The organism is Thermosporothrix hazakensis, from assembly GCF_003253565.1.
In the GTDB taxonomy this organism is placed as follows: Bacteria; Chloroflexota; Ktedonobacteria; order Ktedonobacterales; family Ktedonobacteraceae; genus Thermosporothrix; species Thermosporothrix hazakensis.
Genome location: NZ_QKUF01000006.1, coordinates 160,512 through 176,102 on the forward strand (window position 1 = coordinate 160,512; position 15,591 = coordinate 176,102).

At 53.7% G+C, this 15,591-nt stretch carries 13 protein-coding genes; 4 read left to right on the top strand and 9 right to left on the bottom strand.

What is annotated here, in order from left to right; translation table 11 throughout:
- Nucleotides 1-34: 34 nt before the first annotated feature.
- Entirely contained in the window at nt 35-523 is a 489-nt protein-coding gene (locus EI42_RS11415; RefSeq protein WP_111321957.1) for a DinB family protein, read from the bottom strand.
- 261 nt (nt 524-784) lie between these two features.
- Between EI42_RS11415 and EI42_RS11420 the strand changes: the two genes are divergently transcribed.
- The 3 genes from EI42_RS11420 to EI42_RS11425 are packed head-to-tail and all read left to right on the top strand — an operon-like array spanning nt 785 to nt 4,258.
- On the top strand, nt 785-1,006 hold the full coding sequence (locus EI42_RS11420; RefSeq protein WP_111321958.1) for a hypothetical protein: 222 nt from the start codon (nt 785-787) through the stop codon (nt 1,004-1,006).
- 29 nt (nt 1,007-1,035) lie between these two features.
- Nucleotides 1,036-1,170: a hypothetical protein gene (locus tag EI42_RS34320; RefSeq protein ID WP_281279026.1), complete on the top strand. Its 135-nt coding sequence runs from the start codon at nt 1,036-1,038 to the stop codon at nt 1,168-1,170.
- A 25-nt stretch (nt 1,171-1,195) separates the two neighbouring features.
- Nucleotides 1,196-4,258, top strand: a complete 3,063-nt coding sequence (locus tag EI42_RS11425; RefSeq protein WP_111321959.1) for an FAD-binding and (Fe-S)-binding domain-containing protein — start codon at nt 1,196-1,198, stop codon at nt 4,256-4,258.
- Nucleotides 4,259-4,322: 64 nt separating this feature from the next.
- Here EI42_RS11425 and EI42_RS11430 read toward each other — a convergent pair whose 3' ends face one another.
- A complete protein-coding gene (locus tag EI42_RS11430; protein WP_111321960.1) occupies nt 4,323-5,471 on the bottom strand; it encodes an NADH-quinone oxidoreductase subunit D in 1,149 nt (382 codons plus the stop codon).
- Nucleotides 5,471-5,995, bottom strand: a complete 525-nt coding sequence (locus EI42_RS11435; RefSeq protein ID WP_111322163.1) for an NADH-quinone oxidoreductase subunit B — start codon at nt 5,993-5,995, stop codon at nt 5,471-5,473. Before EI42_RS11435 ends, EI42_RS11430 begins: the two co-directional genes overlap by 1 nt.
- 289 nt (nt 5,996-6,284) lie before the next feature.
- Between EI42_RS11435 and EI42_RS11440 the strand changes: the two genes are divergently transcribed.
- Nucleotides 6,285-6,650, top strand: a complete 366-nt coding sequence (locus EI42_RS11440) for a ChaB family protein (protein ID WP_111321961.1) — start codon at nt 6,285-6,287, stop codon at nt 6,648-6,650.
- A 66-nt stretch (nt 6,651-6,716) separates the two neighbouring features.
- Here the strand turns inward: EI42_RS11440 and EI42_RS11445 are convergent, their stop codons facing one another.
- The 6 genes from EI42_RS11445 to EI42_RS11470 all read right to left on the bottom strand — a co-directional run bounded on the left by EI42_RS11445 (nt 6,717) and on the right by EI42_RS11470 (nt 15,350).
- Nucleotides 6,717-8,021 (bottom strand): MFS transporter, encoded by a 1,305-nt coding sequence (locus tag EI42_RS11445; RefSeq protein ID WP_111321962.1) that lies wholly within the window; start codon nt 8,019-8,021, stop codon nt 6,717-6,719.
- 246 nt (nt 8,022-8,267) lie between these two features.
- Entirely contained in the window at nt 8,268-9,647 is a 1,380-nt protein-coding gene (locus EI42_RS11450; protein WP_211326127.1) for a MurL-like N-terminal domain-containing, read from the bottom strand.
- A gap of 60 nt (nt 9,648-9,707) precedes the next feature.
- Nucleotides 9,708-10,568, bottom strand: a complete 861-nt coding sequence (locus tag EI42_RS11455) for a hypothetical protein (RefSeq protein ID WP_137686395.1) — start codon at nt 10,566-10,568, stop codon at nt 9,708-9,710.
- A 165-nt stretch (nt 10,569-10,733) separates the two neighbouring features.
- Nucleotides 10,734-12,218 (bottom strand): APC family permease, encoded by a 1,485-nt coding sequence (locus EI42_RS11460; RefSeq protein WP_111321967.1) that lies wholly within the window; start codon nt 12,216-12,218, stop codon nt 10,734-10,736.
- 16 nt (nt 12,219-12,234) lie between these two features.
- A complete protein-coding gene (locus tag EI42_RS11465; protein ID WP_111321969.1) occupies nt 12,235-13,482 on the bottom strand; it encodes a protein kinase family protein in 1,248 nt (415 codons plus the stop codon).
- A 371-nt stretch (nt 13,483-13,853) separates the two neighbouring features.
- On the bottom strand, nt 13,854-15,350 hold the full coding sequence (locus tag EI42_RS11470; RefSeq protein ID WP_111321971.1) for an APC family permease: 1,497 nt from the start codon (nt 15,348-15,350) through the stop codon (nt 13,854-13,856).
- Between the last annotated feature and the right edge of the window lie 241 nt (nt 15,351-15,591).

Consider the following 15,591-nt stretch of genomic DNA (forward strand, 5'->3'; position numbering starts at 1 on the left):
TCCCCGGGCTCGGGGAGAGGTATCAGCATTGCTTTTATTGATGTCCTTCGGGCCAGGTTCCCATCACCTGCCGTAAGATGGCGAACTCGCCGATATGGTACGCGTTATGATCGGCCACAGTCAGGATTTCTTGCAGGATGTTCTGACCATCGCCATGCGGAATAGGCGCATACAGGTCGGTTTTGGGATCATCGATAATGGCGACCAGTGCTCGCTGATCGGCATGAAAAGACGCAATCGTGGCTTCCCAACCCTCCCGGTCGGTCAGGGCATCGGGGGCAGGCCAGTAGCCCGAGGGCCATGCAGGCGCAATATAGTTCGGATTGCGAATGAAATCCAGAATATCCCATTGAGTAATGCGAATATGCTCAAGGAGATGCCACGGTGTATAGGAGACATTGGGCGCCCTTTGATTCATCTGTTCTGCTGGAAATGCGGCGACAGCATCATCAAAGGTCATATGTGCATTGCCTTTGAGCAAGAGTGTGCGAAGTTGCTGGCGGAGGATTTCATCACTTGACATACGTTCTCCCTTTCTTTCTCAGAGCCATAGTATGTGGGCAAAAAGGCGGGTGTGTCGGCTCTATTGCTGACCTCGGCCCTTTCCCCTCTTTTTCTTATCATACAACACCCTGAAGGCATACGGCTGCTTCTTCTCTCGCGATAAAAGGAGTAGTATACATCAGGATAGGAGTTACAGGTTCATTGCTTGCAAAAATTTAGAGAGTACAGTATACTCTGACATAGAGAAAAGTGGTGCGATGAATACATTTTGGGGGTGTATATGGATATTCTCTTAGAAGCAGCGTGGGTGGCCGCCAGGGCAGAGGACCAATGGCGTGAATATCAGGTCAATCGCTGTATTGCTGCTTTTGTAATGGGTAACCCGAGGGTGCTTGAGGAGGTCAAGAAGCTGGCCCAGAACGACAACAGACTTGCTGCGCTGGCTCAAGTGAAGCTAGAGCAGTATTTTCCTGACGTGTGGGGGCAAGGGGAGGAGGAATAAAGTTGTAATCTTTCCGGGAGGCTGTGGCGGTGGGGCTCATTCTCCTGAAGACGCAGATACAGGCGTTCGCAAAAGCAAGAAAGAATGCTACAGGCATTTCCCCACTGAACGCGACACATGCGTCACTGAGCAAGCAGGTAACGTTTCAGCGCTGGATCACGTGATACCCTTTGAACTTTGAATGCTCCGATGCCGGAGATAGCTGTTCTGCTTGTGTTTTGGGAGGACGCTGTGAAACGTGTTGCTGTTCTCAATCGGAAGGCGGCGCTCGGGCCGCAGGTGACGGATGGAGCTGCGCTAGAACGAGATTTGCGGGCGCGGGTGCGTGGCGAAGTGCGCTTTGACAGAGGGAGCCGGGCGCTTTATACAACCGATGCGTCCAATTATCGACAGGTGCCCATCGGGGTTGTGCTTCCTCGCGACGCTGATGACGTGGTGGCAACGGTCGAGCTTTGTCGACGCTATGGCGCTCCAGTGCTTGCACGCGGTGGTGGTACGAGTTTGGCGGGGCAGTGCTGTAATACTGCCGTCATTATTGATATGTCAAAGTACATGAATAACCTGCTCGAACTTGATGTAGAGCGACGTCGAGCGCGGGTGCAGCCCGGGCTGATTCTGGATGATTTGCGAAGTGCGGCGGAGCGCTATCATCTGACGTTCGGCCCCGATCCTGCTACCCATAATCATTGTACGCTTGGAGGTATGATCGGGAATAACTCATGCGGGGTGCATGCGTTGATGGCGGGAAAAACCGCTGATAACGTGGAAGAGCTTGAGATCCTGACCTATGATGGTATTCGCATGCGGGTCGGGAAAACCGAGGATGACGAGCTTGAGCGTCTGATACAGACGACTGATAGACGAGGGGAGATCTATGCACGGCTTAAGCAGTTGCGTGATACCTATGGTGGCTTGATTCGCGGGCGCTTTCCAGATATTCCGCGGCGCGTTTCCGGCTATAATCTGGATCAGCTTTTGCCGGAGCATGGCTTTCATGTCGCGCGGGCACTGGTGGGAAGCGAATCGACCTGTGCGCTTGTGCTGGAAGCAACCGTGCGTCTTGTCAGCAGCCCGCCTGCTCGTACGCTGCTGGTGCTCGGTTACCCGGACATCTATACAGGGTGCGACCAGATACCGGGGATGCTGACCTTCCAGCCGATCGGGCTTGAGGGCTTTGATGAGCTGCTGATCCATGATCTGGAGAAAAAGGGGCTGCATGCGGAGGAGGTCGCGCAGTTCCCGCGAGGGCGTGGCTGGTTGCTCGTCGAATTTGGCGGGGAGGACCAGCGGGAAGCAGATGGCCGGGCACAGCGGCTCATCGAGTGGCTGCAAGGTCGGAGCGTGACACCAGATATCAGATACTTTCGTGATCCCACCCAGCAAAAGCTGGCCTGGTCCGTGCGTGAATCGGCTCTGGGTGCGACCTCGTTTGTTCCAGGGGAAGCGCCGACATGGCCCGGTTGGGAGGATTCGGCTGTCCCTCCCGAACGGCTTGGTGCGTATCTGCGTGAGTTGCGGCACTTGCTCGATTCCTTTCACTACAGAGGGAGTTTTTACGGGCATTTCGGGCAGGGCTGTTTGCACTCGCGTATCAACTTTGATCTTGAGACAAAGCGAGGGATAGAGACGTTTCATGCTTTCCTTGAGCGTGCAACCGATCTGGTGCTGAAATATGGCGGCTCGCTGTCGGGTGAGCATGGTGACGGGCAGGCGCGGGCCGAGTTTCTGCCGAAGATGTTCGGGAATGAGCTTGTAGAGGCTTTTCGTGAGTTCAAGGCGATCTGGGACCCGGATTGGAAGCTGAACCCGGGCAAGCTGGTTGATCCGTACAGGGCTGATGAGAACTTACGGCTTGGCACTGCCTATAATCCAATGCCCGTCAAGACGCATTTTCAGTTTCCCGATGATGAGGGGAGCTTTGCACATGCGACCTTGCGTTGTGTGGGCGTGGGCAAGTGCCGCCGCCTGGAAAGCGGGACGATGTGCCCGAGCTTCATGGTAACGCGTGAAGAGGAGCACACGACTCGCGGACGGGCGCGGTTGCTGTTTGAGATGATGCAGGGTGATCTGCTGTCGCAGGGCTGGCGGAGCGAGAAGGTACGCGAGGCACTTGACCTCTGCCTGGCATGCAAGGGCTGTAAGGGCGATTGTCCCGTCAATGTAGATATGGCGACCTACAAGGCAGAGTTTCTCTCGCACTATTATCAGGGGCGGCTTCGACCCCGGACGGCGTATTCGATGGGGCTGATTTACTGGTGGGCGCGGCTTGCCTCGCATATGCCCCGAATCGTGAATTGTGTGACGCACGCGCCCGGGCTGAGTTCGCTTGTGAAGCTGGTCGGTGGTTTTGCTCAGGAACGGCACGTGCCTCTGTTTGCCACGCAGACGTTCAAGCGCTGGTTCCAGCATCGGGGCACGCGCAGGACCGAGGGCACGCGTGTGGTGCTGTGGCCGGATACCTTTCACAATTATCTGAAGCCGGAAGCTGCTCGGGCCGCTGTAGAGGTGCTCGAAGCTGCTGGTTGTCAGGTTGTGGTACCGCGTCAGTCGCTGTGTTGTGGGCGTCCGCTCTATGATTATGGGTTTCTCGATCAGGCGAAGCGGTTGATGCGTCAGATTCTCGATACGCTTGCGCCCGAGATCGAGGCCGGGGTACCTGTGGTCGTGCTGGAGCCGAGTTGTGCGGCTGTCTTTCGCGACGAATTGCGAAATCTCTTTCCGCATGATGAAAATGCGAAACGGTTAAGTCAACAGATGATGCTTCTAAGCGAGTTTTTAGAGCAACAGGGATACAACGTGCCGAAGCTCCAACGGAAGGCGCTTGTTCACGGGCATTGTCATCATAAGGCGATTATGAAGTTGCGCGATGAAGAGGCCATTTTGCGGAAGCTCGGGCTCGATTTTCAGGTGCTTGATTCAGGCTGCTGCGGCATGGCGGGCGCATTCGGCTTTGAAAAGGATCACTATGCGATCTCGATGAAGGTCGGTGAGCGGGTACTGTTGCCTGCGGTGCGTCAGGCCGAGGATGAGACGTTGATAATTGCTGATGGTTTTAGCTGTCGAGAGCAGATAGAGCAAACGACTGAACGTCGCGCCTTGCATCTGGCCCAGGTAATCCAGATGGCGCTGCATGGGGGGCAGGAAGTGCATGAACCTGCTCCTGAACGCTCGCGAGTGCTTCCGCTGGCGTTGTTGAGTGGGGCACTGGCCCTGGGTGGCCTGCTGGTATGGAGACAATGGCGTAAGCGGTAAGAGGTGTTCTCTGGCTCCTGGAGCGGGGCCAGAGAACGTGTGATGGATGAATCAACGTACCAGTCTACCGATCGACACAGCCTAGCACTACGTCGGTACTGCCGATAATGGCGATTGCATCGCTGATCTTGTGCCCGCGGAGCATCTCCGACAGGATTTGCAGGTTCACAAATGATGGAGCGCGCATTTTCATTCGCCACGGATATTCACTACCGTCGCTGATACAGTAAAAGCCGTACTCGCCACGACTGTTTTCGATGGCAAAGTAGGTCTCGCCGCGTTGTGGGCGCAGGGCGACGGGGACACGAGCGGAGATCGGCCCCGGTGGCAATCGATCAATTGCGATCCGGCATAGGCGGATGCTTTCGCGCATCTCCATCATCCGTACCATATTACGGGCAAAGCAGTCACCTTCCTGCCGAATCTGCACATTTACTGGTATCTCGCGATAGGCCATGTAGGGCCGGTGGACGCGCAGATCCCAGTTAATGCCACTTGCGCGGGCCATCGGGCCGGTCAGACCGTAAGCAATGGCGCGATTGGCATCAATGAAGCCGATACCCTGCGTGCGAGCAAGAAAGATCTCGTTGCCGTTCAGCAGCGTATCCAGCTCGTTGATGTTCTTTTCCAGACGCTCCAAAAAGGCTTCACATTCCTGAAGCCAGCCCTTTGGAATGCCATGCAACACGCCGCCGACACGATTGTAGTTCACGGTGAAACGGCTGCCTGCTAGCGCTTCAAACAGGCCCAGGATACCCTCGCGATCGCGGAACGTCCAGAGGATCGGTGTGAATGCGCCAAGATCCATCCCGTAGGTGCCAATTGCGATCAGGTGGCTGGCAATGCGTTGAAGCTCTCCCACGATCAGACGAATATACTGCGCTCGACGGGGGATCTCAAGCCCCATTGCCTGCTCGACGGTGCCTACATAGGCAATTTCGCAGAGCATGGGCGAAAGATAATCCGAATTATCGGTATAGCGAATGCCCTGCATGTAGGTACGATTCTCGAAGATTTTTTCCATGCCGCGATGCAGGTATCCGATGATAGGTGTGCATCCGACGATCGTTTCTCCCTCCAGCTTCACAATCAGGCGTAACACCCCGTGTGTGCTGGGATGCTGCGGGCCCATATTCAGCAGCATCTCTTCTGAAGGCGCCTCGGTGATAATGCCTGAAGGAACCTGACCGTATGTTCCTTTTTCTTCTCGCATTAACGCACTCCCGCAGTATGGATAGCGAGTCCCTGTTTCAGGATCTTCTCGCGCAACTTGAGAATACCTTCAATTAATTGTTCGGGCCTGGGCGGACAGCCGGGCACATAGACATCAACGGGCACAATAGTATCTACACCTTGAACCGTGTAATAGCTGTCATAAAACTCTCCTGCCGAGTTGGCGCATTGTCCCATACTGAGCACCCATTTCGGTTCAGGCATCTGCTCCCAGAGCAGGCGCAAACGAGGCCCCATCTTGATTGAGACGGTTCCGGCAACGATCATCAGATCTGCCTGACGCGGGCTCGAACGGAACACCTCGGAACCGAAGCGCGAGAGATCATAGTGTGACTGTGCCGCTGCCATCATCTCGATTGCGCAACAGGCCAGGCCGTAGCTCAGAGGCCAGACGGAGCGCGCGCGCGGCCAGTTCTGTGCCCATAAGAGCATGTCGGCCATGCTGGTTAACTGGACATTTGGTTCCTGGTCGCCTGGTTGGTATTCATAGGGACCGCGGGCCATGCGTAAAGGGACAGGCTTTCGTTGTCCCGGATAGGTCACCGGATCCTGATCGGGATGGTGCTGGGTCATTGAATAAGCTCCTCCTTACAAGAAAAGGGGAAAGATGAGATAAAAGGCATAAGATTACTTCTCACACGCAAGGGAAGGGTAACATGTAACACCCTGATGGCGGGGAAGGGGAGACACGCGGTTGAACCTGCCATGCTCTGCCAACGTGTGAAAGAGTGTGGGGTCATCTCCTGTTGAAAGGGAAAATGAGCGAAAGTGAAGTATTCAGGAGGTACGTTCTATGCCTGTTCCGAGGACAATTCAGAACTCAGAGGAATATGCACAGCGAATATGGGAAGAAGCCCATAAGAATGCTGTGAAGACATATGGAGAGGGAGGGCGTGCATATCGTGTGGCCTATGCGGCGCTGAAACACGAGTATGAGAAGCAAGGCGATCGTTGGGTACGAAAGGCGGAAAAGGGGCCTTCTGATCCTCAAGCTGCGCGTGGGCCGACGACCGAGCATACATCCTATGGTGAACCGCCTGCCCCGACGGCACGAGGCAAGGTAGTGGAGCCGAAAGAGACGCCAAAGGCTAAGAAGGAAGCGAAGGCAAAAGCAAGAGAGGCGCAGAAAGAGGCTGCCGAAGCCAGAAAGCATCGTTGAGCCCGGAAGGCAGGGCGTCGAGAGAGCTCAGCGCCCTGCTGTTTGCCTGGTTTCGCGAAAACACGCTTATTTTTCGGGCTTATGGCTGGCTGATGGTAGGGCTCTGTGCAGCGTGCCATAGGATGGTGCGCTTATGGCCGCACCCGGCGCAGACTGCGTTTCCAGCACTTGCCGCTGCATACGGCGTACGGTCGGCGAAAGCAGTCCCCCGATGCCAAAAAGGACGCATCCCAGGCCGGAAATGGTAAGCAGCCAGGATGATGAGAGCGGACCGAGTAAGAAACTACTGGCGACCGCTCCAAGCGGCTTGGCTGCTGCTGCGAGTGCCCAATAGGTGCCGAAGACCTGCCCTTGAAGCTCTGCCGGGATCAGGCGCTGTAGAAAAGCTGTCTGCACCGGCTTAAAGGGTGCCCAGCCCGCGCCAGCCAGAATCAGCAGAGCGATAGCAATTGGTTGCGAGATCATCGGTAGCAGCAGAGCAGTAAATGTGCCCCAACTGATCGCGACAAGCATCTGAATGGTTCCAGGTTTCATACGCGTAAGCAGGTAGTCCGTAAAGGGGAGAGCAAAGAGTGTGCCAATGCCCATACTTATCAATAAAAAGGCGTATCCAGTGGCCCCGGTGTGTAGCTCTTTATCACAGTAGAATGGTAAGGCCAGCTCGAAGGGGCCAAAAAGGAAGTAGAGACCCAGGGTAAAGAAAGTGAGCCAGCGGGCCTCTTTGAGGCGCATGAGCGGCCCAAAACCAAGCCAGTACTTGTAGAGAATCTGCTTTAGTGGCACTGGCTGGCGCTTCAGCGAGGGGAGCAGCCAGCTTAGCAGGGCCATCATCAAGAAGCTGAGTATGCCCGGGATCAGAACCCAGGAACTCCCCGGACCCGCCAGCGCGCTGACCCCCAGAAGCGGCCCGACCAGCGCGGCCAGCGGCACGTTCATCTGAAGCCAGGAATAAGCGTTTTCAAGCTCGGCTTCCGCCACCAGGTGCGGTAACAGAATGCGCATGCCGGTCTCGGTGGCAGGTGTCAGCGCGCCGAAAAGAAACGCGATCAGATAGATGTACCAGAGATGCAGGCAGCCGAGAGCCGCCAGAAGTGGGATTGAACCCATACATAGAGCCAGCATCAGATTATCCAGCATGATAATGACACGCGGCTGAAAACGATCAAGGAGTAAACCAAGCAGCGGGCCTGTAACAATACCCGGAAGTAAAAGACAGAGGAAGATAAAACCGGTAGAAACGCCAGAGCCAGTAAACTGCAACACGTACCAGGGCAGTGCAACATGCATGATCTTGAATCCCAGATGAAACATGCCAAGCCCCAGCCATAAGCGCCTGAATGGTCGATGACGCAGCGGCTCCATTTTTAACATCCACAACACCACAACCCCTCACTTTCCACCACACCTCGTCCCCATTGGAACACCGCTTATCTACGATATGGCTTTGAGGATTTCACATAAAACGATTGCGTACACTTCACTTTTTATTGATCAGGTGACACCTCTGGAGCCTATGCGAAAGCTAGCTTCCAGGCTCTTCTCTCTATTATAAAATCAACTGCAAATACTGTATCTTTATCTATTGATTGAGTAATGATTGATTACAATTGCCCGGGCTCACCGCTTCAGGAATTCCTGCTCATTCACACGGACAGCGGCAAATTGTAATAAAACCGGTTCAGCAAGTCGAGGCGGTATTGCGTGCTTTTCAGAGAACACTGTGTTATATCTGGAAAGAAGCGCCCCAATATCGATGTAGGGCAGGATCTCCTGCCGGAAGATATCAAGGATCTTGCCCTGATATCCCTGTTGGAGACACGCATAAAGCGCCAGTCGCGTTTCATCTACTTCTCCCACGCATTCAAAAGGGCGGTGCCCGGATTTCCCCATAAGCTGAAAGAAGATGTCCTGCACCTCTTGCTGATCGAACAGGTTCTCGTTAAAGAGGTTGACGCGCAAATAAGCGAGCGTGCTTAACCAGACATAGATGCACTTCGGGCACCGTTTACACCAGGGCTTAGTGATATTACAGGAGTGGGTGGTGCGAATGTGCTGCTGCTCATCGCGGAGCAGTTGGAAGATCAGAAAATCGTAGATCGGCTTCAGGATGCTGAAGACGTGCAGGTTGCTCAGAAGGTGGCGCTGAATGTAGCGATTCAGGACGTGCTCGGCTTCCAGGCTCTTGCCCCATTGATGGTTGACGAAGCGCTGTTCTTCCTCCCAGAAAAAGTTCTCGCTGTCGGCTCCCTGTTCATGACCCAGACAGAGGAAGGTATAGCCATAGTTGAGCAGTATAGGAAGCGTTGCAAAAATACTGCAAGGCGTTTCAGGGGCGCAAAACGTGGTAACAGGGCCCGGAAACTGTTCCAAAACGTGCGGCTGATGCAGAAAGGTATCATGCAGTGAGAAGCGGTGCTGACGGGCCACGGAACAGCAACGAACCATCTCGTCAATCAGCGCGTGCTGAGGCTGCGTGGGCCCATAGCAGGAATGGGCGTACTGGGTCACAGCATAGGGTTCGCCGATGCGCTCCAGCAGCTTCATGACTGCAAGACTGTCTTTGCCACCGCCACAGCTCACAAGAAGCGATGGTTCGTGTGTCTCGATGGGATGCGGCATGCGTGCTGAGGGCGCGGAGTCGGGCACAATGGTCGGCCCGGGATAGTGAGCAAGCCCGTTCTCCCAACGGTGCTGTGCGAAAATCTCCTGATAGAGCAGTTTGAACAACGCAATCGTCTCTTCGGCGCATGTCCAGGGCGTAATATCATAGATGTGAGGGGCCAGGGAACAGTATTTCATCCCCTCAAAAAAGGCGATATGAAAGGCTATTGCATCGATCAGCCGTGCGCCGTACCTCTTTTTAAGAGTATCCAGTTGTACATCATGATAGTGAATGGTCGTTATAAAGGGGCGAGCATCAAGGCTGTGGCGAATGATGATCTGATCTGACGTCAGTTGAATAGCTTCCAGCCGGAGCAGCGGCATCCGATACCTCATTTCTCTGTAGGAAAGAGCCTCCCTTTTTTGCTTATACAACAGGAAAGGGGACAACAATAACTATCGTTTCAATTGAAAATTCTGAAACGTTCGCGGCTTTTGTTCGGGCAGAAATGGGCTATAGGGGTCCGATTCTTCGGATACGATGCGAAGAGAAAGTTCATAAAGGGGAATATCAGGCATTCGGAACAGGGAAATGATGCCGCGCCAGTGTGTGCCGTTGGTATGCTGGAACCGCCAGAGGCTGCTTGCGCTGTATGTCCGGCTTTCAGCAGCGAGCAGGTGCCAGCCGTTCTGCTTGAGCTGCTCGTTAAAATGCTCAAGCAGCGAAGGCGTGTCGTACGTTGGGGCTTCCGGAAGTTGCAACGTCATCGAAGAATGGGCTTCATAATCTGACCAGCCCGAGCCGTTCTGCCGAATCTGACTGCCAGGAGGCGCCAGCAGCACGGGAAGCGGTGAGGCATGATCTGTATGGTGAGGTTGATATGGGCGCATGTGTAAATCGAGGAGGAGACGGACAGGCGTTGGTGGCCCTTGCCTTATGATGTGAAGCGTGAGTGAGGGGCCTTGTGGTCCTTGAAGATATTGAAGGTTCAGGGCAGGAGAGTCACCAGCAAAGCCGCCTATGGGGAAGTGTGATGGGGCCTCTTGCCAGCCCGCTGCTTGCATCTGCTCTCGATAAAAGGTGAGCGTGGCATCCGGGGAAAGCGGTGAATCGAACAGAATGGTAGCTGTCTGCTCGTCTGCCTGCGCTGAACCGAACACCCGGCTCTTATCCGGTAGGGGAAGCTTTTCCTGTAAAGCGGGTATTACCGTGCCGACATACAATTGAGAAGCTGTTCCTCCGAAACTATAGAAGCTGCTTGCCAACCGCTGAGCCAGCTCCAGCAGCAGCGTTTCGCGCTCATTATTCTCCATCATAGCCTCTCTTTTGGTTACTATAGTGATAGGTTTAATTGCATTTCTTTCTATGTATTATATCATAATGGTGAGGTTAGATCCTTCTCCTGATTTTTGCAAGTGAGGCTTCACGCAAACGGAAGGATAGGGCAGAGAGTACCTCCGCTCTATCCTCCTTTTTATGGATCACACCTCTTTTTCAAGTACCTGCCATGATGCCTCACTGGTCGCGAACAGGCTGCCAATTGTCGCGATCGCCAGACAAAAGACCGTCATTCCGCCTACCAGCAGCCACCAGTGCGCATTGCTGATGAGCGGAATCCAGGAGAAGAACAGGCTATCGATAATAGCGATGAGGCAAGCCAGCGGGCCTACAATACTCGATAGGACAAGTACCCACATTGGAAAGATGCGTTTTTTGTGAAATGCGGCTTTATCGCGGAAATAAAGCAACATCAGGTTAATGAAGAAGAAGGCCGTCGAAATAGCCCAGATCAGCGTGACACTGGCCTGCGAAATATTGTAGATCTCAAGGGCCAGACTCGCGGGACTGCTCAGGCTAAAGATGTAGGGTATGACCATAAACGCAATAAGCGTAAAAATGATGGATGCAGCCGTCTGCAAGACAATCGCTCGAGCCGGGACGCGATGCCGATTCAGGAAGCTAATTTTTGGCGGGAGCCGCAGGTCAACGCCGCCCACGAAGAGCAGGCGCGAAAAGCTATGGTTGTAGGCGACGACGATCACGATGAAGTAAACCATGATGCAGAGGGCAACGATTGTGCCTGCCCAGGATCCCAGGACGGTTTGTACCGTGCTAATCAGTGAGAAGCCGCCAACTGCACCCGCTTCGGCTCCCTGAACGATCAGCAGAGAGGCGGTGGCGATCAGATAGAAGACGATCACAAGTAGCGTGCCCCAGAAGAGATGACGGGTAATCGCCTTCTGCTCGCGCACCTCGCCAGCCATGTTGAGCGGAACCTCGGTTCCCAGGTAGGCCAGCGTGACGAGCCCGAACAGGTTGATATTACCGTGCGCGGGATCCCAGTTGATGGCCCATTGACTCGGGTCGGCAAAATTGGTCGCCGAAGCGTGGCCAGTAAGTATCCAGATTGGACCGGAAATACCTACCAGAAAGACGGCCACAAAAATGAGGAGAACCGCGCCATTAATCAAATACTGTACCATTTTCAGGCGTTGCATCGCCAGAAAGGCACTCAGGAGCAAGATGCAGATCAGAACAAGGCCCTGCTGCCAGGGCTCGGTGAGCCAGTCGCTATGGAGTCCTTGCAGTAACGTAATGACAGTATCGGAGGCCGACACCATCACCAGCGAGGCAGGCATCCAGGAGCAGAACCCTACAAAGAAGCTCCAGTAGCCGCCTAGCGTGTGGTGCGTCCAGTTATACAATGAGCCCTCATGCGGAAACATGTGTGCAAGCTGAGCCGTTGCGATCGCACAGGGAATGAAAAACGTGATCGCTCCAAGCAGCAAATAGGTAAACGCTGAAGCGCCACCAGAGGCCGCGATAGCAGCGTTGACGATGAAGAAGATAATCACAAGATAGGTTGCCGTCATTCCGAACGTGGTGAGCACGGGCGGCATGACCTTACGTGTATACTCTTCCGAGTAGAGCGGTTGGGCTCTTTCAGGGGTGTGAATTTGGGCCATAGCTCCTCCTTTTGGGCTACTTCCAGAGGGTAAGCAGCGTCAGACAGGCTGTGATCCCGGCCAGCCAGCAGGATGCAAGCAGCAGATCGTTCCCGCTCGAAATGGGAGGGAGGTCTTCCGGGCGAGGAATCAGCTTCGCTCGACTTTCGTACTCATCCTCTTCTGCGAACTCGGCGAACATCTGAGCCATCGGGTCAATGGCGGGCTCATCCTCATGATTGAGCAGGTAGTTGAGATCGCGCACAAGCGCTGTCGCGCTCTGATATCGACGGTTAATATCGGGATGAAGGCCCTGCATCAGGAGATCGTTCAACGGAACTGAAAGCGTTTGATTGAGCTTCCGAGGCGAGATGAGATGTCCTCTTTCGGGTGCAAGTCCTGTCAGGGCATGATAGGCCGTTGCCAGGAGCGCATAGAGGTCGGCACGGGGATCGAGCAGCGTTCCCTCGGGCATTGCGTAGGGTGGGAGCTGTTCTGGCGGCATCGGTGAAAGGTAACGGTGCGCTCTTCCGGCAAGAAAGGCGGAAAAGTGTAACAGGTGCCATTGTCTGCTTTGTTGTTCCACAATGATGGTATGTGGCGAAATGCGTCCGTGTATCAGGGAATGGGATTCCAGTTTTTGAAGTTGTTCTGCTACCTGTAGACAGCCCTCAAGCACCTCCTGCTCGCTCAGGTGCCGCTTGCTCTGAATCTGAGAAGCAAGCGTCTCACCAGCGGGTGCATGAAAGACGAAGAAGGTGCGCCCATATTCGCTAAAGGCATCGATCAGCCTGGCAGCGCCTGTGAGCGTCCCTGCCAGTGAGAGCATGCGGGCCATCTGCCGTGTGAGGCTTTGCAGGGTATCGCGGTTGCTCTCTGGAAGCATGACCTCGGTGATGAAGACATGCGTATTGATGCCCTGCGCCAGCCAGTTTGTTTCGTAGCTGTTGTAGAGCCATATCTGAGTGCTGAGAGATGAGAGCAGGCGATAGCGACTATTGTGAAGATAGGTTCCCGGTTGTAGCTTCGCTTCAGCCTGAGAGCCAGCGAACATGCCAGAGCCTGGCTGCAAGCCGCTTGGCGAGGCCTGCCAGATGGCTTTAGAGTCACCTGGTACCATTTGCATCAAAGAATCAGGTTGTGTGCTTGTCCTCTGGACCTTCTGTGGTGGTGCTTCAAGAGCCGTCAATTTAGGACGGGCCGGAAAGCGAGTTGCCAGGCCACAATGAGGGCACGCGCTTCGTTTGTCTGGCAGCTCACGTCCGCAGCGTGGACACATCGTCATAGTTCTTCCTCTTTTCTCCTGGCTGGAATAGTGCGTAGTAGTAAGAAAATCGAATGAGAAAACCAGGAACAGACCTCGAGGCTGCAATCACATTTTTTTACTGGTAATAAATGTGTAGTGCAACGGTGATAGCGAATTCTCTGTTTCTTTAAATAAATATATGCATAGGGTGTAAGCCCTGTCAATGGATGCTACCACTTTTTGCTACTAAAGAAGTAGAGAAAATTACGTAGATAGCTTGTATGTTTGAAATGTGAAAAAGAGTGCACATTTGTTGCTCAAATGTAATACATATGGAAGGAAGGAACCCACAACCAGAAGAGTTGCTTCTTCCGGTTGTGAGCATAATACATCCTGTTCGAGATGCGCGTTTAACTGGTAATTTGCTGAAGGAGTTCTTTGTCAGAGATGTCGGACTTGATGGTCTTCTGACCAATGAAGAAGATCACGACCCCGACCAGCATCGAGAGGATTGCAATCGCTGCAATCAGTATTTGCCATTGAGTGAGCTCAATATTGCTGGCCCACGGGGAGATAAAAATGACGACCATACCGACAGCGCTGGCAATGGTGCCAAGAACCGAACAGAGGTAGAACACCCAGTCGGGAGCCAGCTTCACCCGCTTGAACTCTTCGTGATACATACGGCGAATAATGATGACATCAATAAAGAGGATCATCATTGAAATGCACCATATAACAGTGACTGCTGCCTGAAGAATCCAGTAAATGGATGATGAGAGGTCTGCCGGTGACGCGGTTTGAATAGCATAAGGGATGATCAGGAAGACCAGTGCAGCGATAACGGCGGCAATGATGCTCTGCACCAGCACTGCCACCCAGGGAACTTTGTTTGCGTTCACCTTACTGATGACTGCTGGCAGGCGGCGATCAAGGCCAGAGACAAACAGCAGGCGACCAAACGAGTAGTTGTAGACGGCAGTGTTAAAGAGAAAGAAGCCAATAAAGATGATATTGACTATGGTGCTCACGATCTGACCGGCTGGTCCGAATCCGTTGCGAACCGCTTCGACCATTGCTGCCGGACTGTTCTGGTGCTCGACGGGCACGGCAACCATAACGCCGAATGTACCGATGAGGTAGCCAATCATGACTACGGCGGAGCCCCAGAGCAGATAGCGTGTGATGGAGCGAGTATTCTGGACCTCGACACCCATGTTCAGTGGCACCTCAACCCCGAGCAAGCCCAGAATAACTGTGCCATAGAAGGTGAAGGTGTGCACCTGTGGGAACCAGTTTGAGGGCGAGTAATCAACGTGAGCCGGTGTGCCACCCAAGAGCGTCAATATGCCTGCAATGCCGATAAGCAGGATTGCGCCGCCATAAGCAACAAAAATGATGTTGACTACGTTCTGCGTGGCACGGAAGCGCAAAATAGAGAGCAGAAACGAGAAGGCAATAACGGCAATAATGACAACGCCCTGTTGCCACGGCTCGGTCAGGAAGGCCGGGTTCATTTGCTGAATCAGAGTGACGACTGCATCACTTGTGGCGATCATAACCAGCATAGCAGGCCACCAGGCACAGAAGCCTGCCAGGAAGCCCATAAAGGGACCAAAGGCTTTATGTGTCCAGACGTAGATAGAACCCTCGCCCGGGAACATCAGGCCAAGCTGTCCGGTGACGATAGCGCCGGGAATAAGGAAGGTCAGAAATCCCAGAATCCAGTAAAAATATGCTGCTGGTCCAGCCCCAGAAGCGAGACCGGCTGAGTTACTGATAAAGAGGACTATGGCAACAAAAATAGCGATCATATCGAAGGAGTTCAGCACTTTTGGCAAGATTCCTCCTGCGATACGCTCTGAGCGCAGCTCGTTCTCGGCTGCACTACTCACAGGTGTTTCCATACGTGATACCTCTCTCACTATATTCTGTCCGCTTGCTTCATTCCTTCAGGTGAGATGAAGCGATAGTGATACAAGCGGGTGTGGCGTTCTCTCACGAGAAGAGTCAGCATCTCCTTCAGGTACATGCCCCCACTGAAATGAGCGACTTTTTCTTATCTACAGTCCTGACATAACTACTCATCCCTTCCCAGAGAAATCGCCAATAGACAGAAATATCATAAATGGATATTTCTATCATGTC

Bases quoted from the DNA above. Each gene is read 5' to 3' on its own strand.
- EI42_RS11445 (WP_111321962.1), bottom strand. From the start codon at position 8,021: ATGTTAAAAATGGAGCCGCTGCGTCATCGACCATTCAGGCGCTTATGG.
- EI42_RS11460 (WP_111321967.1), bottom strand. From the start codon at position 12,218: ATGGCCCAAATTCACACCCCTGAAAGAGCCCAACCGCTCTACTCGGAA.
- EI42_RS11425 (WP_111321959.1), top strand. From the start codon at position 1,196: ATGCCGGAGATAGCTGTTCTGCTTGTGTTTTGGGAGGACGCTGTGAAA.
- EI42_RS11465 (WP_111321969.1), bottom strand. From the start codon at position 13,482: ATGACGATGTGTCCACGCTGCGGACGTGAGCTGCCAGACAAACGAAGC.
- EI42_RS11470 (WP_111321971.1), bottom strand. From the start codon at position 15,350: ATGGAAACACCTGTGAGTAGTGCAGCCGAGAACGAGCTGCGCTCAGAG.
- EI42_RS11430 (WP_111321960.1), bottom strand. From the start codon at position 5,471: ATGCGAGAAGAAAAAGGAACATACGGTCAGGTTCCTTCAGGCATTATC.
- EI42_RS11415 (WP_111321957.1), bottom strand. From the start codon at position 523: ATGTCAAGTGATGAAATCCTCCGCCAGCAACTTCGCACACTCTTGCTC.
- EI42_RS11440 (WP_111321961.1), top strand. From the start codon at position 6,285: ATGCCTGTTCCGAGGACAATTCAGAACTCAGAGGAATATGCACAGCGA.
- EI42_RS11435 (WP_111322163.1), bottom strand. From the start codon at position 5,995: ATGGCCCGCGGTCCCTATGAATACCAACCAGGCGACCAGGAACCAAAT.
- EI42_RS11455 (WP_137686395.1), bottom strand. From the start codon at position 10,568: ATGATGGAGAATAATGAGCGCGAAACGCTGCTGCTGGAGCTGGCTCAG.
- EI42_RS11420 (WP_111321958.1), top strand. From the start codon at position 785: ATGGATATTCTCTTAGAAGCAGCGTGGGTGGCCGCCAGGGCAGAGGAC.
- EI42_RS11450 (WP_211326127.1), bottom strand. From the start codon at position 9,647: ATGAGGTATCGGATGCCGCTGCTCCGGCTGGAAGCTATTCAACTGACG.